This is a genomic window from Vibrio nomapromontoriensis, from assembly GCF_050337205.1.
Classification (GTDB): Bacteria; Pseudomonadota; Gammaproteobacteria; order Enterobacterales; family Vibrionaceae; genus Vibrio; species Vibrio nomapromontoriensis.
The window spans coordinates 537,252-562,476 of sequence record NZ_JAKJSS010000006.1 but is presented as its reverse complement, the minus strand read 5'-3'; the positions used below and the strand labels follow the sequence as shown (position 1 = coordinate 562,476).

24 protein-coding genes are annotated in these 25,225 nt (G+C 44.1%); 7 read left to right on the top strand and 17 right to left on the bottom strand.

The window, feature by feature from the left end; translation table 11 throughout:
• Positions 1-34: 34 nt before the first annotated feature.
• The 3 genes from L4D05_RS02605 to L4D05_RS02595 all read right to left on the bottom strand — a co-directional run bounded on the left by L4D05_RS02605 (position 35) and on the right by L4D05_RS02595 (position 2,516).
• Positions 35-805 (bottom strand): hypothetical protein, encoded by a 771-nt coding sequence (locus L4D05_RS02605; protein ID WP_428792944.1) that lies wholly within the window; start codon positions 803-805, stop codon positions 35-37.
• 411 nt (positions 806-1,216) lie between these two features.
• The gene (locus tag L4D05_RS02600; RefSeq protein WP_428792943.1) at positions 1,217-1,633 is read right to left on the bottom strand and encodes an eCIS core domain-containing protein; all 417 of its coding nucleotides are present in this window, start codon (positions 1,631-1,633) and stop codon (positions 1,217-1,219) included.
• A gap of 178 nt (positions 1,634-1,811) precedes the next feature.
• Positions 1,812-2,516: a chitinase gene (locus L4D05_RS02595; protein WP_428792942.1), complete on the bottom strand. Its 705-nt coding sequence runs from the start codon at positions 2,514-2,516 to the stop codon at positions 1,812-1,814.
• 303 nt (positions 2,517-2,819) lie between these two features.
• Between L4D05_RS02595 and L4D05_RS02590 the strand changes: the two genes are divergently transcribed.
• Complete coding sequence (locus L4D05_RS02590) at positions 2,820-3,875, top strand: cyanobactin maturation protease PatG family protein (RefSeq protein WP_428792941.1); 1,056 nt, start codon at positions 2,820-2,822, stop codon at positions 3,873-3,875.
• A 12-nt stretch (positions 3,876-3,887) separates the two neighbouring features.
• Entirely contained in the window at positions 3,888-4,817 is a 930-nt protein-coding gene (locus L4D05_RS02585; protein WP_428792940.1) for a cyanobactin maturation protease PatG family protein, read from the top strand.
• A 147-nt stretch (positions 4,818-4,964) separates the two neighbouring features.
• Here L4D05_RS02585 and L4D05_RS02580 read toward each other — a convergent pair whose 3' ends face one another.
• Entirely contained in the window at positions 4,965-5,666 is a 702-nt protein-coding gene (locus L4D05_RS02580) for a phage tail protein (protein WP_428792939.1), read from the bottom strand.
• Complete coding sequence (locus L4D05_RS02575; RefSeq protein ID WP_428792938.1) at positions 5,656-8,325, bottom strand: hypothetical protein; 2,670 nt, start codon at positions 8,323-8,325, stop codon at positions 5,656-5,658. The genes L4D05_RS02580 and L4D05_RS02575 overlap by 11 nt, the downstream gene beginning before the upstream one ends.
• 239 nt (positions 8,326-8,564) lie before the next feature.
• Between L4D05_RS02575 and L4D05_RS02570 the strand changes: the two genes are divergently transcribed.
• A complete protein-coding gene (locus L4D05_RS02570) occupies positions 8,565-9,299 on the top strand; it encodes an RNA methyltransferase (RefSeq protein WP_428792937.1) in 735 nt (244 codons plus the stop codon).
• A 149-nt stretch (positions 9,300-9,448) separates the two neighbouring features.
• On the opposite strand, the gene fdxA is transcribed toward L4D05_RS02570, so the two are convergent.
• Positions 9,449-9,772 carry a ferredoxin FdxA gene (gene fdxA / locus L4D05_RS02565; protein WP_265675774.1) on the bottom strand — a complete coding sequence of 108 codons (324 nt, stop codon included), beginning with the start codon at positions 9,770-9,772 and terminating at the stop codon, positions 9,449-9,451.
• 269 nt (positions 9,773-10,041) lie between these two features.
• On the opposite strand from fdxA, the gene L4D05_RS02560 reads away from it, so the two are divergent.
• Positions 10,042-11,658: an NAD(P)/FAD-dependent oxidoreductase gene (locus tag L4D05_RS02560; RefSeq protein ID WP_428792936.1), complete on the top strand. Its 1,617-nt coding sequence runs from the start codon at positions 10,042-10,044 to the stop codon at positions 11,656-11,658.
• A gap of 138 nt (positions 11,659-11,796) precedes the next feature.
• Here L4D05_RS02560 and L4D05_RS02555 read toward each other — a convergent pair whose 3' ends face one another.
• Together L4D05_RS02555 and L4D05_RS02550 are read right to left on the bottom strand one after the other, a co-directional pair.
• Positions 11,797-12,198, bottom strand: a complete 402-nt coding sequence (locus L4D05_RS02555) for a hypothetical protein (protein WP_428792935.1) — start codon at positions 12,196-12,198, stop codon at positions 11,797-11,799.
• 261 nt (positions 12,199-12,459) lie between these two features.
• The gene (locus L4D05_RS02550) at positions 12,460-12,960 is read right to left on the bottom strand and encodes a DUF3332 family protein (RefSeq protein WP_428792934.1); all 501 of its coding nucleotides are present in this window, start codon (positions 12,958-12,960) and stop codon (positions 12,460-12,462) included.
• A 563-nt stretch (positions 12,961-13,523) separates the two neighbouring features.
• Between L4D05_RS02550 and L4D05_RS02545 the strand changes: the two genes are divergently transcribed.
• Positions 13,524-15,116: a BCCT family transporter gene (locus tag L4D05_RS02545; RefSeq protein WP_428792933.1), complete on the top strand. Its 1,593-nt coding sequence runs from the start codon at positions 13,524-13,526 to the stop codon at positions 15,114-15,116.
• 567 nt (positions 15,117-15,683) lie between these two features.
• On the opposite strand, the gene L4D05_RS02540 is transcribed toward L4D05_RS02545, so the two are convergent.
• From L4D05_RS02540 to L4D05_RS02525, 4 genes are all read right to left on the bottom strand, one after another.
• Positions 15,684-16,940: a DEAD/DEAH box helicase gene (locus L4D05_RS02540; protein ID WP_428792932.1), complete on the bottom strand. Its 1,257-nt coding sequence runs from the start codon at positions 16,938-16,940 to the stop codon at positions 15,684-15,686.
• Positions 16,941-17,120: 180 nt separating this feature from the next.
• On the bottom strand, positions 17,121-17,603 hold the full coding sequence (locus tag L4D05_RS02535; protein ID WP_250615501.1) for a YehS family protein: 483 nt from the start codon (positions 17,601-17,603) through the stop codon (positions 17,121-17,123).
• Between the two features lie 225 nt (positions 17,604-17,828).
• Positions 17,829-19,439, bottom strand: a complete 1,611-nt coding sequence (locus L4D05_RS02530; protein ID WP_428792931.1) for a methyl-accepting chemotaxis protein — start codon at positions 19,437-19,439, stop codon at positions 17,829-17,831.
• A 260-nt stretch (positions 19,440-19,699) separates the two neighbouring features.
• Positions 19,700-20,542: a crotonase/enoyl-CoA hydratase family protein gene (locus L4D05_RS02525; RefSeq protein ID WP_428792930.1), complete on the bottom strand. Its 843-nt coding sequence runs from the start codon at positions 20,540-20,542 to the stop codon at positions 19,700-19,702.
• Positions 20,543-20,907: 365 nt separating this feature from the next.
• On the opposite strand from L4D05_RS02525, the gene L4D05_RS02520 reads away from it, so the two are divergent.
• Together L4D05_RS02520 and L4D05_RS02515 are read left to right on the top strand one after the other, a co-directional pair.
• Positions 20,908-21,177 (top strand): hypothetical protein, encoded by a 270-nt coding sequence (locus tag L4D05_RS02520; protein ID WP_428792929.1) that lies wholly within the window; start codon positions 20,908-20,910, stop codon positions 21,175-21,177.
• A 180-nt stretch (positions 21,178-21,357) separates the two neighbouring features.
• A complete protein-coding gene (locus L4D05_RS02515; protein ID WP_250615505.1) occupies positions 21,358-21,600 on the top strand; it encodes a hypothetical protein in 243 nt (80 codons plus the stop codon).
• An 80-nt stretch (positions 21,601-21,680) separates the two neighbouring features.
• Here L4D05_RS02515 and yihG read toward each other — a convergent pair whose 3' ends face one another.
• The 5 genes from yihG to ribH all read right to left on the bottom strand — a co-directional run bounded on the left by yihG (position 21,681) and on the right by ribH (position 25,223).
• Positions 21,681-22,574, bottom strand: coding sequence for a 1-acylglycerol-3-phosphate O-acyltransferase, YihG family (yihG, locus tag L4D05_RS02510; protein WP_428750605.1), 894 nt, complete (start codon positions 22,572-22,574; stop codon positions 21,681-21,683).
• 145 nt (positions 22,575-22,719) lie between these two features.
• Complete coding sequence (gene pgpA / locus L4D05_RS02505; RefSeq protein ID WP_428792928.1) at positions 22,720-23,226, bottom strand: phosphatidylglycerophosphatase A; 507 nt, start codon at positions 23,224-23,226, stop codon at positions 22,720-22,722.
• Positions 23,223-24,194, bottom strand: a complete 972-nt coding sequence (gene thiL, locus L4D05_RS02500; protein ID WP_428793120.1) for a thiamine-phosphate kinase — start codon at positions 24,192-24,194, stop codon at positions 23,223-23,225. The genes pgpA and thiL overlap by 4 nt, the downstream gene beginning before the upstream one ends.
• Positions 24,195-24,285: 91 nt before the next feature.
• Positions 24,286-24,753 (bottom strand): transcription antitermination factor NusB, encoded by a 468-nt coding sequence (gene nusB / locus L4D05_RS02495; protein ID WP_265675785.1) that lies wholly within the window; start codon positions 24,751-24,753, stop codon positions 24,286-24,288.
• Positions 24,753-25,223, bottom strand: a complete 471-nt coding sequence (gene ribH / locus L4D05_RS02490) for a 6,7-dimethyl-8-ribityllumazine synthase (RefSeq protein ID WP_004741508.1) — start codon at positions 25,221-25,223, stop codon at positions 24,753-24,755. Before ribH ends, nusB begins: the two co-directional genes overlap by 1 nt.
• Positions 25,224-25,225: the final 2 nt, after the last annotated feature.

Sequence of the window (25,225 nt, the reverse complement as noted above, 5' to 3'; positions counted from 1 at the left end):
AAAGAAATTTGGACTAATAGATTATATAGTGCTGCTAGTCTAGTTCCTTAATTCCTTCGACAACTCCTTCAACCTGGAGTGCTAACTTTCTCGTCTCATTAAACATGTCAAAAGCAGACCCGAAATCAAGGTCTTTGGACAGTAAAGGGGTCAACTCAAGACGCAGGTCTGGATCTGTTAGAGCCATTGCTTCGCCAGCATAAGTAGCAATCATTTTTACTAACCCTAATACCTTATTTATGAGAGCTGAAATTCCAGAGCCGTCAAAATTCTCAATTATCGAGAGTACCTTACTTACAGAGTCAGCGATTTTAGTAAACAGAGTTAAGCCTTTTCCTTGTAAGAGGTCCTTATATTTTAAGTAGTTCTTATGGATTGCCCACTTCTCCTTTATATCTATACATATATCTTTAAGGACTTGCCATTTATCTTCATTTAAGCCCTCGCATTCTAGTAGTAAATTAACCTGGCCCAAATAATTAGAATAATTTTCTTCTATGTACTCCACAGCTTCATAATTATCATTTTTTCTTAAAACACTTATTGCATTTTGTGCTTTTAATTCTCTATCCTTTACTCCTAAGTCACTCCACTTTTTAAATTTTCTATCAATATAGGAAAAAACCCCGTCATTTACTGCTATCTTATAGTCAAATGAACCCCATGATTGAATAACCTTATTCCTATTTCCAGTCTTTCTTGTTTCTATACCGAACCCTCTTGTAGTTGTACCATTACTAATGATGCCATTTTTTGACATCCCTACTGATCTTTTATATTTTTCAATACAACTTCTTTCGTACATAAAGTTCACCTCATTAGTACACTATTATTTTTCGTGATTATCTAAGTTAAAGAATTTAACTTACCTTATTTACACTTACACACTTAATTATTTAATTAACACCTTCTAAAAATTGTATTCATTTCTCCTCCTAATTAAATTAATGCTACACTGCAATGATTGTTCTTAATTATCTTTTGTGATTTTTACCCTATGAGCACATTGGGATGACTACGTTTTTTAAAACTCGTACTACCAAATACACAAATATTTCCACTGTAGAGATGAACAGTCGCATCAGAAATCACTGTATTCGATAGTGCTGTTGAACCGTAAGCAGTTACTTGTCCAACAAACACATCTTCTAGTCATTCTTTTAGTTGTTCCATCCACTTCCCATTCATACTGACGTATTATTAATGTTCAAGACTTTCATGCATTCTTTATGGCTTTCTCCCCCAACTCAGTCGCATGCCGCTCCAACTCTTCATCATCATTCACCGCCACGCCATTCACTTCCGTAGTCGGCTGCACCATGCCTAATCGCTGCTGTACCACATGGCCGAGCTCATGGGGTAAATGTTGCTCTTGCCCTTGGGCTAGGTAAATATCGTCTCCCTGCGCATAACCATGAGCATGCACTCTGGCGGGCATAGGTGAGTTGTAGTGCACTTTTACCTTACTCAAATCCAAGCCTGTTAAGCGCTCCATTCCTCTTCTTAGCCCAGTCGGTAGCCGTACTCCCAAGGAGCGGCCTGGGTACGCTTGTGGCCAGTTGTCACTGCTAGCGTAAGTTGGCCAAAGTGTGGAGTGCTTATCCGTATTAAAACCAAAGTGGCTCACTGTCATGTTGTGCCTTTTGTGCTCGTTAACTCTTTACTGATAACAACGAGGTAATATTTAGATACTAATAATCTAGTTGCGAAGGGGAAATAATACTGGGAGAAATCGAGGCAATTATCGGGAAAAATGATGAGGTGTTATTGTCGCCAGCCCCATCACTTTACAGAATCTAACAACCGACCCTTTAACGGCAGTTAGCGCAGTAGCTACCTAGATTTTCAGGGGCGTCCGCCCCTAGTAGATCACAGAAGTGTTTATAGAAACCGATGCGGTTTTCTAGTTGAGGGTTCATACCTCTTCCACACTCAATACCACCATTGATGATGTTCACAGTTTCCCCAAAACGATCGCCATCATACTGACTACCGTCACCCACCATCACAGCGTGGCACGAAGGTTTGGGTGATTGTGCTGTCATCCAAAACCAAATTGCTGTTTGCCAAGCCAGCGTTGACTCTGTCGCGACTCTATCAGGCGCATTCAGTAGTACCGAAGCATCACCAAATATCGCTTCACTTGCCATGCCATAGTTATAGTTCCATGATAATTGCAGTGCCCCTCGACCTTGATATGTCTCATTCGGTACGGGTGGGTAGTGCTCATTTTGTTGTGAATATTGTGTGCATTGGCCCTGCTCACATCCCACTTCCTGCGCAAAATACAGGCCCCAGGCATACGTTCCGCCAGGCGCCCCTGCCCATCCACCAGTCGTTTCATGGGAAACATTAGCCAAAAATGCAATCAGTTCATGCAATTTGTCTGTCTCACTACCTTTATTCAGAAAGTCTGGGTATTTATGGGCGGCAGCTGTTAGTGCCGAATACGAAAATACCGCATTTCTATTTGGGAATAATTGCTCGAATTTAACTTCATTAATTGGAAATGTCATAACTGTCCTTTGTTTATCTATAGTAATTGAACGATAATATATTCATCGTTGTCGATTCGGCCTTAAATGTTGATATACATCTAACTTGGTCGCCAAATAATATATCCCATACTCTCGCTTAATTACTGGGGGAATATAATGCAGTTATCGGAAGTATGGATGACAAAATAGAAAACGTTATTTTCCCTGTGCAATGCGTAATTTCTGCCGCTCGCTGTATGATGGAACTCGTTACTCTCATGGTTGTTCATATACTCACGTATTGGTTAATACGTGAGAAATAGGTATACCGGAGGAACCCCAATGAACCAGCCGTCAACCAATCATGATTTAGCACGAAATGACACATTACACATTACTACACACAGTAGCTCGCCAGATCCAAGCGTTAATAACGCCGCACTAACGCAACGCGAAAGCACTTCTTCTGTAATGCCAGCGTTAGCCGACAATAAAGAGGCTTTACCTCAACCAATCCAATGTGCAGAAGAGATCGTTGAAACCATCCACACTCCAGCAGCAGTTGCCATGGAACATGCCATACCGGCGCCAAGCTATGTGTATGTCGCTGGTAAGTTGCGTGTGCACTTTCCAACGCGAGGTCTAGAAAAAGAATACGAGGCTGCTACTCAGACACTTGGACTAAATCCGCGAAATTACAATCTGGTCTTTACCCACAAGGACAACAACGGCAACTTGACCTACCGCTATATTGCTGAGCAGGTAAGTTGGATACTGAGCGTAGAAGGGCAAGATGCCTATGTACTTCTGCCTAACAGCAGCGATGAACTGGATGAGTTTATTGACGCGCTGACGTTCGACTCAGCCAGTAACTTAGCGGATGAAACTTACTCGGTGGCGATTGGTGTTAAAGGCCCTATCGCTCCTGATAAAATGAGTGACGACAAACCCTTACCTATGGTGCGCTGCCATCATCTTTTCCATTTCACCACGGAACAATTGCAAAAAGAACTGAGCGGTGAAAATACCACGACTATTGCCATCAGCAATGTCCTCGATGCGCTAACAAAAAAGCCAAACATCGGTGTGTCTGAATTCGATCGTGCTAAAAACTTTATTGCCTACCGATATCCCACTATCTACGCGGCCAGTCACGAAGGTAACCACTTCGCTAGTCACGCTCCCAATCATTCAACCGCTAATGATGCTCAGTATTTAGCAAGCCTTGAGGTGCAATACTCTAACGTTGCTCCAGGACGAACCATTGTCGACATTATTCTGACCTATCAAAAAAACGTTAGCGGTCGTCAACTCAGTTATTTCGCCAGTGTCGATGTTACCGACCAATTCCCGTTTTTACACAGTAATTTAACCGATTACATTCCAACCAATCAGTAAGGGGAGCCTGAAATGAATTTAATCTCTACGTCACCTAGCTCCGTCATCAACGTGGCGCAACGCTCTGCTGCCTTACTCCCGTACAGCTCGTCATTCTCTGATGATGGCGCTATTGATTACGTCTATGTTAACGGGTTTATTAAAGCTGAGTTTGACAACCTAGGGCTAGAAAAAGAGTTTGAGCGCAATATCACATCATGCAATAGTGACGGTCAGCACACCTTGTACATGCCTGAAGATACCGAGAGCGTGCTCAAAGATACAAAATGGTATCAAGACCGCGAACGCTGTTTATTTACTTACCTTTCTCAGCCAAAGAATCGCTACATTGCTAGGCTAATGAAGTGGTCTATCATCAATAGCTACAGTGATGATATCTATCGACTAAAGCCGGCTCCGCAACATCTAGACTCTTTGATTGCCGCCCTGAAACTCAACGATAACGATGTTCCTAAAACGATTAATGTGATTGGCACTCATCAAGTAATAGGACAAGAACCATTACCATGCATTGATATAAAAAAAATCGAGTGCATCTCTCCTTCCAATTTGGTCCAGCAAGTTCAAGCTCAACATGCTGGATTCAATAGCGTTAAACTTAAGAAAGTCATTGGTGATATTTTGTCTCTGGCAGAAAACCATGGTGATACCGACCACGACCGCGCACTCAATTACGCGCTCTACCATAATTTAGAACTGTATATGGGCTCGTATGAAATTATTTATAACCATGCTGGCAGCAATACCGAGCGAGAAGTCGCACAACTGAACAACGTCACGGTACTTAGCGAAATATGTGGCGAACGAAAAGTCGCAAAAGTGGTATTTGATTTTCAAAACGTTCAAAGCAGCGTCGGTCAACATTGGTATTGTGCAATTGATGTAACTGATGACTACCCGTTTTTATTAACTAAGTTCAAACGGTATCTACCTCGTTATTAACAGCGGTTGTCCCCCTTGTTGCTGACTCTCATTACGAGTCACTGTGCACAAAATAGTTACCACAAAAAATAGTTACCACGAACAAAAAAGCGCCTTCCGTTTTAGGGTTGGCGCTTTTTGTATCGGTACGTTACCCCCAACAACACACTAACTTTGCACACCTCGGCATTTAATCAACCAATGAATAAACACATTCGGAGGGCGGCTTTCAAAGCGGCTCACGTTCTTTGCGTCAACATCAAGGATATCCACGGTGTCTTTGGTTTCACTTACTATTGCCAAGCCTTCACCTAAGGGGGGATCTGCGGGAACCAGTATACCCTGAGCGTGCTTTTGATAATGATGTTGATGTGTCCGCAGCGCGGTTTCTTGAAAAGACCCTACCGTGGCATTCTCCACTCCATCAACCGTTTTTCGATTCTCCTTACTTCCGCTGGCTTCCACACTGGTTCTCTCATCCACACCACGAAGAAACTGACCTCGGAAATCCGGCAATGAAAAGTGAGCACTGGTAGCCTTACCGTACAAATCCCCTAGCGCATGGTACAGCTCGGGATAAGAAGCTATCGCTACTTTGCTGCCGTCACATATAAGCCAAGGAAACATAGCTAAGTTTAGCTGATGACCTTCGGTGGTATTCGTGGTTCTAATTTGACCAGCGTACGCAACAATGGAACCAACAGGCATACCCTGATACTGACTTCCCATAATATTGCCAGGATTCAAATTCGGCTGAGTCGGTCGCGTTTCTCCCCCTGTGCCAGAAACGCGAGTGCTGACACCTGTTTGTTTGTTACTGTTTATGCCATCGTTATAACTATTACCATTGCTACTGCTACTATCGTTCATTTAAATAATCCTCAAGATCTGAAATATCTCGGTTGCTCGATAAAATCGACATTGTGGTGGGCATCACCACGCTCCATGAGTTCTGTTGTTCATCGTCATCAGACGACGGAGGGGGAAGTTGCTTAAAGTCATTCACTATGGCTAGCGATCTAAAGTTCACGGGGGCGAGGCTCTCTTCACCATGCCAAATTCGTCCTGTTTCTAAATAGTAGAGAAAAGCAATCTCACAACCACGTGTAATTGGAACCAGCAACTTCGCCTTAGTTGCTCGTAAATACCGGCTCAAAAATAAAGTAGGATCGAGTTGCTCCAATATTGATGTCGTCGCGATGCTTTGACTTCTGCCCATTTGCTGGGCGGCGTTATTCTGATCCGGCACTATGTGTTGTTCCAGCTTGCAATAAAGATGCGCCCAATCTAATGAGCTATCAGCATAACCATCAAAAGGCAATGGGTCTTGAGGTGAGTTAGTGTCGCTTCCCACTAACGCTTTCGCTTGCGCGAAGAGCACAGCTTTGCTCGCTTTCAATAAATTCTGATGGATCAGTGCTTGTATCACTGGGTTGCTTTCTTGTGCCAAAATTTGCTTGCGCGTTGCTACCTGCTGTTCGTACGCTTGCTCTTGTTTAAAATAAGCATGCTTCAGTTGTGTATAGAGTTTGTATTGCCAAGCCAATTTTGCCTCCGGGGATAAGGATGTAACCACAATGATGTCCGCTAGGGCCCCTTTGGCGTGATCTTGTCGTACTTGTTTTTGAGCCCCGAAGGTATTGATCTCTAAACTGGCTGGACCGCTGTCTTTAGAAGGCTCGGTTGGCTCGATGCCTTTCGGCTCTTGCAATGCGAGCGAAATGGGAAGTGTAAATAACTGGCTTATCGACTCATCCGAACTGCCGGATTGAGGCGTTTTATTTGCATATTGATATTGCCCGCCGTCATTGGGGGTTTTGATGACTTGGCCTGCAATCATGACCGATTCAACCGGCGTCATCGGCTCCGTTTGCACTGTGACAACGGCGCTGTCTACTCGATATCCCACTGGGATAGATATCTGAGTTTGACCTTGGGTTGATTCTAACTTTAACCCTCCTGTGATCACCTTCTTATCAATCGGTGGGCTTTCCGGTGCCTCAACAGCAAATTGCTCACATAGATCGAGATAATAGTGTGATGGCTGGGTATCAGCAGGTTGATGGTTAGACGACGGAGTTGCTGGCGAGGTGCTTGGCGATGTGGCTGGCGCCGTTTTCTTCTCTAACTCAATTTGACTAAAATGCGTGATCCCTAATTCAGTAAGAGATATCGGCTTTTGAACATCCAGCTCAGGCATCTGGCTGAGTAATTGCCGCACCGATAAATCAGGCAGATCTACGTCTATCGAGACCATGATTCTTTTAGCTGAATGGTGCTCTTGCACACTAAACACTTTATTCAACCAAAAATACACCCCATTAATGTTGTTGGTTTCACGGTTGGAAAAAATATGGCTTTGGGTATTTTCATGTTCAATGGTACCGATGACTTGACGCGCTTTGCTTACTTCATCAAAAGCACGATTCACGGCGTTATCAATGAGCGATTTAGCAAAACTTTGTTTGGTCGTTTCCTCATCACCTTGAGGTGACTCGACAATCGACCAACTGCCATTAGTCACAGCCATTGGTGATGTAGGGGCATAGTCTGTTTGATATTGGTCGACCGTATTTTCAATCAATCTTCCCTGCCGTGCCTTTTCAACCCATGAGCTAAGATCGTCTGTGGTCAAGTTGTGCGTGTTTGTTTGTTCGGTGTGGTCTTTGCTTTCCGTCACCTCCATTGTGGTATCAAGCCGACGAGTGCGAGACTGTGATTTTCGTGTTTCACCCGACAATATGGTTTCTATTTTCTGAATTTCACCAATTTTGTATCCCGTTAGCTTGTAGTTCATACGCTTCAAAGTGCCTACAGCGTATGGAACAGCGGGCAATAGGGCGGGCTTTACCACATTAGAAGGCAACGGAAATAAGGCCTCTGGTAGCGCTAAACTAGCGGCCTGCCAGACCTTAGTTTTATCCAGTATTTCCAGTGACCCGTTGGACGCATAAATTTGAGGGGAGTTTAGTGAACCCGTATTTGTGTTCGTCATTGGCATGGTGTCAGCAATTTTTGCCAATACAAAAATCGCCTTCAATATTTGTATTAATTTATTAAGCCAATAAGTGTCGTAATCTAGCTCTATAATCAGTGCGATCGTACTTAACCAGAGCCTTTTTATGAACGCGGCGCCAGAGGTAGTCACGTAATTTTTAAACGCTTCCACACTGCCGAACTGGTCGACGAGTAAATTCTGCCATTGATCGCCTCGAGGGTCTTGATTTTGTAATTTCGCCAATAAGCCCTGTAGTTTGTCATCAAATAAATTAGGCGAAGAAATGAAGTCTGAGCTTTTAATATACGTCACCGCCAACGTTTCTATTTTTGCTCTATCGTCACTTTTTGCCGCGTCGACATAACTGCTGAACTCAGGACTTTGCAATACGCTCTGAGGAGGCGAAATAAAACGATTATCAACATCGTAGCTAGAAATAATCGGTGTATCATCAAACAACAGATAGGGAAATAAATTCCGATAGTCGTTTTCTTGGGTGTACTGAAATTGGCTTGCGTAATCGTTCGACATTCTGAGTTTCCTTTGGGATCGTGAACCTCTGAGCCCTCCTAGAAAGTTTACTCTCGTAAAGAGTCTGCCCTCATAGAGAGTGGTTAGTTCAGCATATCCAAAGCGATGCTCGGCATGATTGGGGAATCTGTTGAAAAATAGAGTGTAAACAACGAAAGGGATAACAACACCGCGAAGTGACCTCGCATCTCAGCAGTACTTGAGGTTATAATGCCCGCGCTTTCATCTGGGACATAACTATGATTTCTAAAAACCAATTAAAACTACTTCGTGCATTAGGCCAAAAGAAACAGCGCAAGGCGCATGGCTTGTTTTTAGTCGAGGGCGAGAAAAACGTTCTTGAGTTGGTTGGCGCACCGCTTACCGTCAAGCAAGTCTTTGCCACCAGCGACTTTCTTAACGCTAATGAGCAAGCGCTCAGCCGTTTTGATTGTATTGAAGCCTCTTTGGATGAATTGACGAAAGCAAGCAGCTTAGTGAGTAACAATGCCGCTGTCGCAATTGTCGAAATACCGAGCCATGATATTCCTGAAGCAAAAGGATTGATGATTGCCTTAGATGGTGTCTCTGATCCCGGTAACCTTGGCACCATTATTCGCATTGCCGATTGGTATGGTATTCAGCACATTGTCGCCAGCACTGATTGCGCTGACCCATACAACCCGAAAACCATCCGCGCCACTATGGGTAGCTTTGGCCGTGTTCAAGTTAGCCTAACCGACTTGCCGAGTTACTTAGAACAAGCAAGTATCCCTGTTTATGGGGCGTTTCTTGAAGGTGAAAGTGTCCACAGTACCCAATTTTCTGCGCAAGGCATCTTACTGATGGGCAGTGAATCTCACGGAGTACGCGCGGCAGCTGAAAAACACGTAACAGACAAAATTACCATTCCAGCCTTTGGCGGAGCAGAATCACTCAATGTAGCGATGGCAACAGGTATTATTTTGGATAACCTTCGCCGCCAACATAGCTAGATAGCACCTTGTATAAATGTCGTTAAATACAAATGTATAGATGTCACTTGAATACAAAAAAACGCAGCCACTGAGTCAGTGGCTGCGTTTTTTCTGTCTGGCAATATACTCTCTCTATTGACGTGTTTTACGAAGTAAAAAGAGCGCGGTTATTTTTCTAACATACCTAATTTGTTTGGTACGCCATTCCACTTATCCGCTTCGTCCATCGCGGGCTTCACTTCGGTAATGTTTGGCCACACTTCTGCTAGCTCTTCATTCAATGCAATAAACACTTGCTGATCTTCGGATAGCTCGTCTTCTTGAAAAATCGCCTGAGCATCACATTCTGGAACACAAAGACCACAGTCGATGCAGTCTATTGGGCTGATCACCATAAAGTTCGGGCCTTCATAAAATGCATCGGCCGGGCAAACCGCCACACAGTCGGTAAATTTACATTGAATACAATTATCAGTTACGACAAATGCCATGGTCATCAGCTCTTGGTTAGTCAGTCAATCAATAGGCAATACGTAGAAAAATCGCTCGTGCCTATTATGGAGGGGCGATGATACGGATTCACGGGTAAAATTCAATATCATGCCAAGCATAAATTTATCGCGTTGGGTATCCCAAGTCAGCTCCTGTAGCTCGAATTAAGTATGACAGACAAAGCAACTTCACGTAAAATGCGCGCCATTGTGAGCGTAGTTCCTAATGAGGTGCCACGCTAAGACACCTACTAACACGAGACATCACCATGATACGTTTAACCGAAATTAAACTTCCTCTTGATCATGAGGAAGACGCAATTCTTGCCGCCATCGCGAAAAAGCTAAACATTCCAAGCGAGCAAGTCCTGTCATTCAATATGTTTAAGCGTGGCTATGATGCTCGTAAAAAAAGTAAGATTCTACTGATCTATACGCTCGATGTTGTCGTCGATAATGAAGCACAACTGCTTGAACAATTTGCCAATGATCCGCACGTTAAACTGACCCCGGACATGGAATACAAGTTTGTTGCTCAAGCGCCGGCAAACTTAACTGAGCGCCCTGTAGTGATTGGTTTTGGTCCTTGTGGCTTGTTTGCGGGCCTTGTACTTGCTCAAATGGGCTTTAACCCTATTATTGTTGAGCGCGGCAAAGAAGTACGCGAGCGCACCAAAGACACCTTTGGTTTTTGGCGTAAACGTACACTTAACCCTGAATCCAACGTGCAATTTGGTGAAGGTGGCGCAGGTACATTCTCTGACGGCAAACTGTATAGCCAAGTGAAAGATCCTAAGCACTATGGCCGCAAGGTGATCGAAGAGTTTGTTGCCTCTGGCGCACCAGAAGAAATCCGTTACGTCAGCAAGCCGCACATCGGGACCTTTAAACTGGTCACTATGATTGAAAAAATGCGCGCGAAAATCATTGAACTGGGCGGTGAAATTCGCTTCAGCACCCGCGTTGATGATATCCATATGGAAGACGGTCAAATCACGGGTTTAACCCTTTCTGACGGTGAAACTCTTCACACCCGTCACGTTGTGTTAGCGGTGGGTCACAGCGCTCGTGACACCTTCGAAATGCTGCACGAACGTGGTGTTTACATGGAAGCAAAACCGTTCTCGGTAGGTTTCCGTATTGAGCACAAACAGTCCGTCATTGATGAAGCTCGTTTCGGCAAGAACGCTGGCAACCCAATTTTAGGGGCTGCTGACTACAAACTGGTTCACCACTGCAAAAATGGTCGTACTGTTTATAGCTTCTGTATGTGCCCGGGTGGAACCGTGGTTGCGGCGACATCTGAAGAAGGTCGCGTGGTAACAAACGGTATGAGCCAATACTCTCGTGCAGAGCGTAACGCAAACAGCGCGATTGTAGTGGGTATTTCACCAGAAGAAGACTTCCCTGGTAATCCATTGGCAGGTATTCAATTCCAGCGTGAACTAGAAACTGGCGCATTCAAGCTAGGTGGCGAGAACTACGATGCTCCAGCACAAAAAATTGGCGACTTCTTGAAAGGTCGCGACCCAAGTGCTCTTGGTGATGTGACTCCATCGTTCACTCCTGGTATTAAGCTCACCGATATCTCTAAAGCACTGCCTGCTTTTGCTATTGAAGCTATTCGTGAAGCCATCCCAGCCTTTGACAAAAAGATCAAAGGTTTTGCTGGCGCAGATGGCCTACTAACCGGTGTGGAAACACGTACGTCTTCTCCAGTTTGCATTAAACGCGGCAAAGACTACCAAAGTGTTAATCTAAAAGGCTTCTACCCAGCGGGTGAAGGCGCGGGTTACGCGGGCGGTATTCTATCCGCTGGCATCGATGGTATTAAGGCGGCTGAAGCGCTAGCACTATCGATGGTTGAACAAGCAAATAACGCGTAAATTCAAATACGCGCAGTAACTCACTTCGACGACCTTGTAAAACCCAAAAGCGATGGTTCAATACCATCGCTTTTGTTCGTTTACACGGCTATATTTCTTACTCGTTGCTTGACGAGACTGCCATGATTCAACTTTACGTTAAAACTTCCAAGACACACCAAGGTCAACGCCAACGCCCAAGTCGGCACCGTTATTGAACTTCACTTCTGGAGTGGCAAATAGATCCACATCTAGGTTTTTCACTGGCTCCCAGCGAAGACCAACAGGTGCGTGAACATCAATCGCTTCACTATGCCAGTTGTAACCTACGCCACCTTCCACAAACCAGCTAATGTTGTGCTCTTGGGAAATGGGTTTTTGCAACAGTGCCATACCGCCATTCACATAATTGTCTTTGACACCAATAATAAGATTAGTGAACTGAAATGTGACGCCTCGTTTGCTGTCGGCACCTAACTCAAAAGCATGAGCGGTGGTTGCTGTCATTGCAATAAAACCAGTAGCGGCAAGTAAAAGTGATTTCGTCAGTGTGTTTTTCAATGTGTTTTCCTCAATTAAAACATCCTGTCTGTTTTTATCCTGCAATAATGAATGCACTTGCCCGCTAAGGCGTTCGTTTTCGTGTGTGCATTTGATGAAGCAGAGTTTAGAGGAATAGACAAATAGAACTTACCACTTTACGCCATGTTGGCATGGTAATTAGGGTAACGTTGAGGAAGACAATTGATAGAGTGATGGATCGATAAAAGCCTGCCTTATCTCATGCAAGCAGGCTTTTATCTGTGTATTCGAGAGATGCCTCTACGATAGAGCAGAGTATGCTTTGAGTTCATCGTGTGAAGCAGTGGTGACATACTCACCATCAAGATAGAAATCGACACTTTCTTCACCACTCACACCCACTAGAACACGTGATTGACCGTTGTCATCAACAAAGTTCATCTGAGTCGTATTGCCGTCAAGCATAGAGATCTTAACTGGTGCGCTTGTCAGTTTCTTATCTATCTTATGGTTCACCTTAATATAAGAGTTAGCCGGCATATCAGCCAAAGCTTTCTTTTTACTTAATGGGTTAGTACCGGTCCAAAACTCAATTGAGTTGACGACAAATAAGTCTGCCATTGATGTTATTGCGTAAACAGGAGACATCAGCGTATAGAGACCCGCACGAGCATAACGGTTATCAACACCTTTTATGTTCACTTCGTGCATAACAAAGCCTGTTGTCGCCATTTGGCCAATACAACCAGAAAGCATGGAAGCCATCACAGCGGTGGCCATCAGCGTCTTAATTTGTTTCATGGTACGTTTTCCTTCTTACCTCCTACCATTAAGGTATGGTGGGTAAGTTGCGTTAAATATCATCACTAAAGAAATAATGTGCTCATTATTTTTTCATCACCCCCAACTATGGAGCGGCGCCGGATTATATTCACAACCTTATAAATGGCAAGTAATTCAACTTGGAGAGATTAGCCAAGCCACCCTATTACACATCGACTCAGCGCAGTCTTAGGTCCCACAAAAACACACCCCAACATTAATTTCTTTTAATTCAGCTAATTAAACCCACTTTTGTCCTTTCTTTCTTCACCCCGGAGACTCTAAAAATCAGGTCTATTAATCGCGGTTTTTCACAGCACGCAGGGCGAATCCTACAATACGAAGCTTCTTTCCTATCAAACAAATCCCTGGTGAATATTTGAACAGCGTCAAATTTCCCTACACGGTAAAAAGTCCTGTTTCGATGCAAACAATGTGTTAGGATGTCCGGCTTTTATGATTCAGCTCACACTTTGCTTGTCGAATAGTGAGAAAACACACATTGCTGGCTATCACAGCGGCACATGAATAGTGAACTTTTAATGCCAAATTCTAATACTGTCGTAGACTCTTCGACAGCTTCTCGCTCAGCGTATGACGCCATTCATCCGCCCGAACGACTGAAACAGCTAGCTGATAAACTGGAAATGAACAATCCAGTATTTTGGATCAGTGGCTCTTTCCTAACGTTATTTGTTTTACTTGCTCTAACCCACCCTGTCGCACTTTCCTCTGTTGTCGATTCTGGCTTTCAACTGGCCACGAAATACTTTGGTGCCTTCTGGCAAATACTCCTTCTCGCTAACTTTGTCATTGGCCTAGCACTATGCTTTGGTAAAACGGGTGACGTTAGGCTCGGCGCGCTTGCAACACCAAATGTAGAAAACTTCAAGTGGATCTCAATCATCCTCTGCACCTTACTTGCAGGTGGCGGCGTATTTTGGGCCGCAGCAGAGCCGATTGCGCACTATGTTTCTGCGCCACCTTTATTTGGCTCGGCAGATCCGTACACCAACGCGATTAATGCGCTGTCGCAATCTTTTGTTCACTGGGGATTTCTTGCTTGGGCGGTACTAGGCTGCTTATCTTCCGTTGTTCTCATGCACCTGCATTACGACAAGGGCTTGCCTCTTAAGCCACGTACGTTGCTCTATCCGTTATTTGGTCAACGTGTTATCACTGGCTGGCTTGGCAACACCGTCGATGCACTTAGCATTATTGCTGTGGCTGCAGGCACCATTGGACCTATCGGTTTCCTTGGCTTGCAAATCAGCTACGCACTACAAGAACTGTTTGGCATTCCAGATACTTTTGCAACTCAAGCAACGGTAGTGGTGTTTGCGATGGTGTTCTACACCTTATCAGCATTAAGTGGCGTTAATCGCGGCATTCAAATCATCAGCCGCTACAACATTATCCTTGCTGCAGCGCTTATTGGCTTTATTCTGATTGCCGGACCAACAAGCTTTATTGTTGATAGTTATGTTCAGGGCCTAGGACAAATGATTGATCAATTTGTTCCTATGGCACTTTATCGTGGCGACCCAGAGTGGCTTGGTTGGTGGACGGTATTCTTTTGGGGCTGGTTTATTGGCTATGGACCAATGATGGCGATCTTTATCGCTCGTATTTCTCGCGGTCGTACTATTCGTCAATTGATCTTGTCTATTAGTATTGCGGCTCCGTTAGTCACTTGTTTCTGGTTCACCATTGTCGGTGGCTCTGGGCTAGCGTTCGAACTGGCGACACCTGGTATCATCAAAGCAGGTTTTGAAGGCTTTAACATGCCGGGCGCACTATTGGCGATTACGCAACAATTGCCATTCCCAACGCTAATTTCAGTCTTGTTCCTAGTGCTGACCACGACATTTATCGTGACAACGGGTGATTCCATGACATACACCATCACTATGGTTATCAGTGGTGATGAAGAACCTAATGCGGTCATTCGTGCCTTTTGGGGTGTGCTGATGGGGGCGGTCGCGATCGTTCTTATCTCAATGGGAAGTGGCGGCATCTCGGCACTGCAATCATTTATCGTGATCACGGCTGTTCCTGCCTCACTGATTATTGCACCAAGTCTATGGTACGCACCGAAAATAGCCAATCAAATGGCAAAAGCACAAAACCTGTAATTCTTCCCAGAACCTCAACACCCGGTGTTGAGGTTCTATAATCCTTCATTAACAGCTATATCTCTCTTTCTCATTGTATTACCTCGTTTATACTCGTTCTGAGTATTGCTGTTATCCATGACTAAATAGCTTCGAAAACCACAACTACAATCACCCCATCAATCTTACTGTGCGAGATATTGGCACTGCGAATGCCTTGCTATATAACACTATAGCATTAGTAAATAACACGCATATTGACTATTCACACAAGTGAATATGAATGACATAATTTTCTAGGAAAAATAAGAGTGGAACAAAGATCACGACCTCTTTATCAGTAAGAGCAAAGTGACAAAAATTACTATTTCTCAGGATGATTTACATGTGTGAACACAATGAATACTTGGTCAGGGTACGTCGGACAACGTGGCAGCGACGAATAAAGCGAATTAAGGAGTTATATCGCTGCAGGGTTTGTAGGAGAGCTTTAATCATTAAATAGTATTTACATTGTTCCCTCTACGCAGCCTATGCGTAGAGGGAACAATGTTACATGCCTAGCTTAGATAGCGATTGTGGTCTTACCTAACGCTTAGTCTTAAACTGCTTCGCGCTGCCTTTTTTATTGGTGCGGCGGTTGGCTTGTTTGTCTCTTTTTGGACGTTTACTTTCTGTAGAAGCTGGCTTATCTGTCACTGGAAATTCGGCAAGTTGTTGCAATGGTAGTAAGCGCTCTGTCAGTGTTCTAATGGCGTCCAAGTAACCTGTTTCACCATGGCAAACCAGAGAAATTGCCAAGCCAGATTGGCCGGCACGCGCAGTTCTACCGACACGATGAACATACACTGACGCATCTGCAGGTAGCTCATAGTTGATGACGACTGGCAGCTGTTCAACATGTACGCCACGAGCGAGTAAATCGGTGGCAATAAGCACTTGCACCTTGCGCTCTTTAAACGCCTGTAAAGTCTGCTCTCTCTCTACTTGATCTTTATTGCCATGTAACGCGGCTGTCTTAAAACCAGCCTTAGATAGCTTTTTACATAAAGCATCGGCATTATCTCGTGCACCGATAAACACTAAAACTTGCTGCCACTGATTGTCTTTAATTTGTTGAATCAAGACATTGGCTTTGCTGCCTTTATTTACTAGGTATAAGGATTCTTGAACATCGGTGACTACGCTGTTGGTCACATGGCTTTGTACGCGAGCTGGCTCATTGAGTAGCAACGCCACTTTTTTTTCCAATGCATCGGGCAACGTCGCCGAGAACATCATCGTTTGACGCTGACTTGGCAAAGCAAGCAAAATGCTCTGTACATCCGGCCAAAATCCCATATCAAGCAAACGGTCTACTTCATCCAACACGACATGCTTGATATCGCCTAGCCGGATCGCTTGTTGATTGATCAAGTCAAGTAAGCGTCCAGGAGTGGTAATGATCATGGTCGGGTGTTGCTCTAACTGGTACTTTTGGGCATCAATATCCACACCACCACACAGTACGATTGACGACTGCGATAGGCTTTTCGCCAGCGGCGCCAAAGCATCATTCACCTGCATAGCCAGCTCACGTGTCGGTACAAGAATCACTGCTCCACTGACGTTTTGATGGCTATCAGTGCTCTCTTCACCCGTCGCTGCCCTTTCTCTGTACAATTGTTCTATTAATGCTAAACCATAAGCCATGGTTTTACCGCTGCCTGTCTGAGCAATCGCTAACACATCTTTACCCAATAATGCCTGTGGCCATGTTAACGATTGAATTTTAGTCGGCGACGGGTACATCTTCGCAATAGCGGTAGTCAGCTTAGAGTTAAAATTGAAAGTTTTAAAAGGCATAATCAAGTTCATCGTAGGAGAAAAGTGAGGGGGTACTCTCGGTGTTGCGTCTGGTGGTCTACAGCAACCACTATGAGGGTAAATGAGCGAATATCAGTGAGAACTAAGAGGAATAGGTAAGCCAGCATTGCAGCAAAAGACATTGCATCTTTTGCTGCTTAACTGACTTAACTTACAAGCTTAATCTTGGTATTCGCTTTTGTCTTCAGGACGTAACTGGCGTTGTATCGCCATTAAGAAGTTACGCAAAATCTGATCTTTACATTCACGATAGTGCTTATTGTCTGGCTTACGGAAAAACGCACTCAATTCGTGCTTACTTAGATTAAAATCTACCGATTGTAGGGCATCTAAGATATCTTCTGCTTTCATGTTTAGCGCGATTCTAAGCTTCATGAAAATCATGTTATTCGTTAGGCGCTTTTCAGGCTCAGGTTGCGCACCTTCGCGCTTACCACGTTTAATATTAATTAAGCCATTCAAGAAAATCGCTAAATCTGTATCGCTTGCTGACTTATAGTTATCATCGCTGTCTTTTTTTAACCAATTCGACACTTGTTCACGTGTCACTTTGTGCTCTGCCGCTGCAAACACGTCAATCATTTCTGCGTCTTTAAAGTCAAAGGTATAGCGAATACGGCGTAAAATATCGTTATTAGTCAAAATAAATTCCAAACAAGAAAGTAATCAGCATAGTCAGTAACACAGAGGGTGTAGCAGTATGTACCACTGACCTTGAAAGTCGAGCGCGAAGCCTAACACAACCGTGTTTGACTACCTACCTATTTAAGCACTGATTCGACGATGAAGCCATGTCTGAGAACGAATTATTCAGACATGGCTTAGTTCTCTACACACTGAATGGCTTCCGTTTAACCGCTGACCGGGCTACAACGTGAACCGCGCAACTAAGTGCTCAAGTTCGTTCACTTTCTTGTTGAGCTCATCTACCTGCTTAGCACTGGAATGGGCTCGTTCTAATGTACGATCTGAGATATCACTAATCGAGGAAATATCCGATGCTATTTCCTTTGTCACTGCTGTTTGCTCTTCTGCTGCTGTCGCAATGGAGTTAATCATATTTTGGACATTGCCCGCGCCTGAAACTATCTCTTCAAGTGCGCCAATTGCCCCTTCACTTTGCTTTACTCCCAACTCAACCAGCTGACAATTATCAACCGTAAGCGAGACTGCCTGTTCAGTTCCTGATTGAATTGATTGGATTAACGTTGCCACTTCTTGCGTCGCACGTGTAGTACGCTCTGCCAAGGCTCGAACTTCATCCGCAACGACAGCAAAACCACGGCCTAATTCACCCGCTCTTGCCGCTTCAATAGCTGCATTCAGTGCCAATAAATTGGTTTGCTCGGCGATCTCTTGTATCACTTTAATAACGCTTCCAATTTGTTGACCATGCTCACCGAGGGCGCTCATTTGAGATGACATCTCTTGCATTTGGATAGACACTTGCTGAACACTCTCGACCATTCCCGAAATAACTTCACGCCCTTCTACCGCACACGACTCTGAACGCTGCGCCTCACTATAGGTCTGGTTACCTTGCTGGGCGACTTCAGAAATAGTTAAGCTAAGCTCCTCTGACGCTGTCGCTATCAATGTCGCTTTGTCAGACTGCGATGATGCCCCAACAACCATCTGCTCACTAATCGCACTTAGTTCATAGGTTGCCTCTTTAACGTCAGCACTGACAGAGTGGATCGAACATATTAAGTCAGCCAGCGACTGCTGCATTTGATTAATAGATTGCGCTAGAGTCGACAGTTCATCACTTGCGTCATCTTTCACTTTCGCATTCGATAAATCACCATTAGCAATACGACGAGCAATGTCGTTTAATACCGAAACACGACGAACTATAGAGTTAGAAAGTAGATAAGCTACTACGATGGAGCCTACCAATACGGATATTGCTGAAATAATGATAGTCAAAAAGATCACATTGAACGAATCGACTAGACCATTCAGAGATTGATAAGTATCTTGTTTTTCTGAAGCAGAAGCCTCATCAAGCGCCTTTTCTAGCGGGACTAAATACTGCTGAAATAGTTGTTTGGTAATATCAAAATTAACTGAGATACGTTCTTCAGAAACAGACGTCATAACTTCTGCTTCAAAGCTATCGGTATAACGTTGCAGCAGCGTCAAACCTTCTTTCAACATCAAGCTATCGGCCCGGTTGCTCGCTTCTAAGCGTCGCAGCTCCGTAAACGCTGCATGGGCACTGGCTAGGTTGTCTCGATACGCTTGGACAGCCTGAGCATCACCCAGTATCACTTCAAGTGAACTACGATAGACATCGCCAATCTCATCAATCAAAATAAGATACTGCTCAAGCTCAGGGACATCATCACTACTCGCTTCTATCGCAACTTGCTCTGAAGCGGTCACTTCAAACCAAATAATGCTTAACCCAGAGCACATAATTGCGAACACCGCAAAAAAACTGCCGTACAACTTATTCTTAACTGACCACTTCACACTAACTACCTATCAATAGACTTATTTTTCTTCGAGAATTATAAGGCTAATTTGATATAATCACTAGGTAAAGTCGCTCACTATGGGAAACAGTTAACACGCCTCTTCCCATAGTGGGAACATTCGTATCCCATTGAAAATAATATGCTACCGCCAATAAGTGCGGCCATTTTTAGATAAACTAACAAAGATATCACAGACTACTATTACGGTTTTCTCGTCCAATATTGAGGTTTTATTTGCCTATATTAAGGCACTACCTACCAATATTTCTGTCGTTTTTTAAAATTGGCCGCTGTTTTATTACGCAAGCCTTTTTGCGCTTGTTTGAAGTTTTTGCCCAACATAATTCGAATTTGGCTATACGTTTCATAAGCGAGTAACTTCCATGCAGGGGCGGTCCAATAACGAGTATAGATATGCTTGATTGCAGCTGTAACATCTGGTGATTTAAGAGCGAGCTCTTGGCATAACTCATCAGCGGCCTGCATCGGTGTATCATGGATTTCGGTGATCAATCCCAACTCTAATGCAAGCGTCGCATCCAGTTGCGTCGCGCACATGGAAATTCTCATCGCTTGGTCTTTTGCCATCACCTCTCTAAGTCCAAGAGAGCCTGCCATATCGGATGTTAAGCCCATTTTTGATTCCATAATAGATAGATTCGCGTTGGGTGAACACATTCGAAAGTCAGCGCCCAATGCAATTTGCATACCCGCTCCCCAGCAGTAACCTTCAATGACAGCAATAACAGGAATCGATAGCGCTCGCCAATTAGCACTAACTTGCTGAGCTCGATTAGCACTTCCTGGCCACACTTTAAAAAGCAGTTGAGCGGCAAACCGTTTATTGGCCATCATGGCACTAAAATCTAAACCAGAACTAAAGTTGTCACCATTACCCGTCAGAATTACCGCGCGAAGCTGACGATCTCGCTTTAAGCGACGACTGATATCAATTAACTCGTCAAACATGATCATATCGACACCATTGAGTTTATCTGGTCGATTCAACGCTATAGTGATGACATCACCCCGTCTAACAACCTCAATATGTCGATAGTTATATTCCTTGCTAGAATCATGAAGAGATTCAGATTTCATATTCCACCTTCTTTGCGTGCGGTTGACTGACAGCCATGAATTCTAACCGGACTGCCGCTACCACGGACGATAGATCTGTTACCACTTAATCAGACATAACTCGACTTTACTTGCTCATAAAAAGCCGATGAGGAAAGTGTAGACACTCACCGATAATTAATTAGTGTATTTACTCAAACTGAGACATTGAGCAGAACGCTCACCGTTAATATTCCTGTGTCATTTTGTGACTGCCTTGCTTAATTATGAATCAAGTAAGCTGTGATTCTTTGCACTGTCTCCAATTAATATGATTATCAACTTGTGTTATTCGCGGGAGTTGTTTGAATGGGCGAGTAGTAATGGATAAAAGGGAACACTATCCAATGTCAAATGACTCTAGCAATAAAGATATCAATCAATCACACCCTCTTTGGTTGTCGGCTCTATTCACCGTTGTTACTTTTGTACTGCTTTATTCGGTCCTGCCTAGCTACGTTGGCTTAGGTAGCCTAGCGGGGTCGGCTTTACTGTCGATCGTAAGTGAATGGGCTGCACTCATCTCTGTATTGTGGCTACTACCACATATCAAAGGGATCTTTCATTTACACCGTCGCCAACAAAAAGTATCCAATCTCGAAAAGCTATCCGTGTAGATAAGCCATGATGACGTTCGACCTTACCACCTATGCACTTTGTTTATTATATACTTAACAACAAGTTACAAGTAAGCACCGAATTCGGCCAAAAAATGTGATCAAGTTCAACTTGATCCATGAATATGGCAGTGGTAGTGTGGTCAACGATGACGAAAACATGACCACAAGGAGCGTGCTTTGCCGAATATTCAAGTGAGTCGTTGGCTAGTTGAATCTTGCCCTAAAGTCTTAGAGCAAAAGATCATCTCAGCTGTCGCCTACCGAGAAATGAAGGGATCTATTTCTGATATGGAATTATGTCAGATATTCGGAGAAACCGTTTGGAAGAGCGGTGACAACTACCACACACATGCGGTCTCATTGCACATCAATGAAGAAGAAAAGCGTTGTCGAGTCATTCCTAGACTATCTATCGCTTAATTAAATAAAAAAGGTCTACCTCGCGGTAGACCTTTTTTATAATTCATATTCGCACTAAACAGTGACAGGTAAGCATTCGCTTACTTCAAACCGTTATTCTGATAAATCGATTCCAGTGTTTCGTCTTTACGCTTCCAAAGTGCGTTCAACCAGTGATGAAAGCGACGTTTAAACGCTTTGTCTTTAAAGTAATCCCCACTTAGATTTTCATCCATAGGGTAAACCTCTATCTTAACCACTACTTTGGTTAATCGACCTTTAAGCAAATCTTCAAACGGACTTTCGCGGTTTTCTGGATAGGCCAAGGTAATATCAACAACGCCATCTAACAGTTGATTCATCGCGTTTAGGGTAAAGGCTACACCACCTGTTTTAGGTTTGAGTAGATGACGATAAGGCGTTTTACCTGTTTGCACCTTTTCAGGGCTGTAACGGGTACCTTCAACAAAACTGATCATCGTGGTGGGTACATGCTGAAATTTCTCGCACGCCTTTTTTATCGCGTTAAAGTCATCATTACGACGCTCTGGGTGCTTAACGAGGTAAGCTTGCGAGTGACGCTTCATAAACGGCATGTCTAGCCCCCAGCAAGCCAAACCAACAAAAGGGACGTACAACAAGCTTTGCTTTAGTAGAAACTTGCACATTGGCATTCTGTCTTTCATTACCGAGCTGATAATCACAATATCGGTCCAGCTCAAGTGGTTTGAAAGTAGCATGTACCATTGTTCAGGCGTGAGCTCCTCGCCCCCTTCTATCTGCCAATCGATGTTGTTGTTTACGTTTAACAGCCAGAGGTTAACGGTTGCCCATACCCACATTTGCTTATTTGCCAAACTCGTCATGGTCTTTTGCACTGGATGAAGTGGCAAAATCAATTTGATAATAGAAAGTGTTGAAACCACGACTGCGGTAACCGCCGTGTTCAAAATGACGAGAAGTGAGTTGATCAATAAACGCAGATTACTAAGCATACATCTTGTTACGAGTTCAAAAAGGGAGGCTAATAATAACAATTTTTTCAGTTCAGTATAGTAAAGCTTTGTCCCTACTTAACAATTAATCGAGAAAATAACCCTATGAGTTCATAGGGCAAAAACTCTAATATTTACGTTCGCTTTAAGATAGCCAACCAGAGAAGTGCCCCACTAAGTACAGACAAAGCCCGGCCATAACACCAGCAACAATGTCGTCAATCATAATGCCTACACCACCATGAACCCGTTTATCTAGCCATCCGATAGGCCACGGTTTCACCATGTCAAAAAATCTAAACAGCACAAAACCCGTTATCAACCACTTCCATTCATCCACAGGAATGTTTAATGCAGGCACGATCATCATGGTAATCCAAAAACCAGAGAACTCATCCCAGACAATAGAGCCATGATCATGTACTCCCATATCATCAGACGTCACCTGACAAATTTTCACGCCGATAAAGCAAGACGCCACAACCAAGACTACATAAAGACTAAACGGAAGCTGCGCCAACAAAAGATACAATGGAATCGCCGCTAACGTCCCCATCGTGCCGGGAATGATTGGAGACAGTCCACTGCCAAATCCTGTCGCCAGCAGGTGCCAAGGGTTTTTTAACGAAATTAGGCTCAATGGGTTGGTCATACGGTTACCTTAAAGTGGTCAAACCCACTTACGTTCCAGTCTAAAGGGATATTATTGCGATGTAGTTCTAAGTGACGAGTGCCTGTTATTCTGCCTATACAGCGAAATGGCGTGTTCGAAAGCGCCACCTCTAGTTGCCCGCGGTTCGTTTCCGGAACAGTAAAGCACAGTTCATATTCTTCACCGCTAGTAAGGGCGTAGTACTGTCTCTCATCCTCTTGTTGCAAAAAGGCCGTCAATGCAGGTGAGATAGGTAGCTCAGCAACATCTATTCGCGCTCCTACGTCAGAGCGAGCTAGAATATGTCCAAGATCGGAAACAAGCCCGTCTGAAATATCAATAGCAGAAGACGCAATGTCTCTTAGTGCCATACCACTTAGCACTCTAGGAGTAGACATAAAGTGTTGCTCCACCAGATGCTCATTAAGCGCTGCATCGTCGCTCATACGCTGCTGTAAAATAACATCTAACCCGGCCTTAGCATCACCTAACGTCCCCGTTACGTAAATCCAGTCACCTACATTTGCACCACTGCGAGTGAGCCCCTTACCTTCGGGCAGCGTTCCCTGAACGGTCAGCGTAATCGACAATGGACCTTTTGTCGTATCGCCACCGATTAATTGTATGCCGTAATAATCAGCCAGTTTGAAAAAGGTTGTGGTAAACACTTCGAGCCATGCGTCGTCAACCTTAGGAAGCGCGATCCCCATGGATACCCATGCAGGAGAGGCTCCCATGGCAGCAAGGTCGCTAATATTTGACGCTAACGCCTTATGAGCAATATGAGCAGGGTTTGCATCTGCGAGAAAGTGAGTGCCAGACACTAGCATGTCTGTGCTAATAGCAATGTGGCTATTCTGTGCGGGAGCCACAATAGCGCAATCATCACCTTGGGCTAGGATTACATCTTTACGCTGTTGCTGCTGATGAGCAAAGTATTTGTCAATTAAGCTAAATTCACCGGACATATGGGTAATAGACTCTAGAATTAGGTGTTCAGAGTATATAAAAAAGGCCAGCATAATGCTGACCTTTTTAGGATAAGACGAACGTTAATTGTTACTTTTTACGTACGCTTGGCGCGGCTTTATCAAGCACACCGTTAACGAACTTGTGGCTATCTTCTGCTGCAAATACTTTTGCTAGCTCAATAGCTTCATTGATAACAACTTTGTAAGGAACGTCTTCACGGCTTGTCATTTCGTACATAGCTAGACGAAGCAACGCCAGTTCCATCATATCGAGATCTTGCATTGGGCGAGATACGAATGGACGCAGTTTGCTGTCTAATTCTGTGTGATTCAACGCGACACCCGTGAGCAAATCACGGAAATACACAACGTCAGTCTCTGGTGCGCTTAACGCTGGCTCTGCGGCATGATGTTCTTCTTCATCATACTTACCACCTGACAAGAATTGTTCTTCTACATTGGCAACATTTTCTTTAGTAATTTGCCAAGAATAAATTGCTTGCAGAGCAAATTGACGTGCATTACGACGTGCGGCTGGTTTCACACTGGCCCCCATTAGGAATCGATTTCAGAAAGAACGTTGATCATCTCTAGCGCGCTTAGTGCAGCCTCTGCACCTTTATTACCAGCCTTGGTTCCGGCGCGCTCAATAGCTTGATCGATAGTATCAACAGTCAAAACACCAAATGCGACTGGTAGGCTGTATTCCAGTGACACTTGAGCAAGACCTTTATTACACTCACTACAAACATAGTCAAAATGTGGCGTTCCGCCACGAATCACTGTACCTAGTGATACGATAGCGTCAAACTTGCCTGTTTTAGCAACGCGTTGAGCTACCAATGGCAGTTCAACCGCACCAGGACAACGAACAACAGTAATGTTGTCTTCGCTAACCTGACCATGACGTTTCAAAGTATCGATAGCACCAGACAATAGGCTTTCATTAATAAAGCTATTAAAACGAGCAATAACAATCGCAATTTTTGCGTTTGGTGCAGGGAAGCCACCCTCGATAACTTTCATAT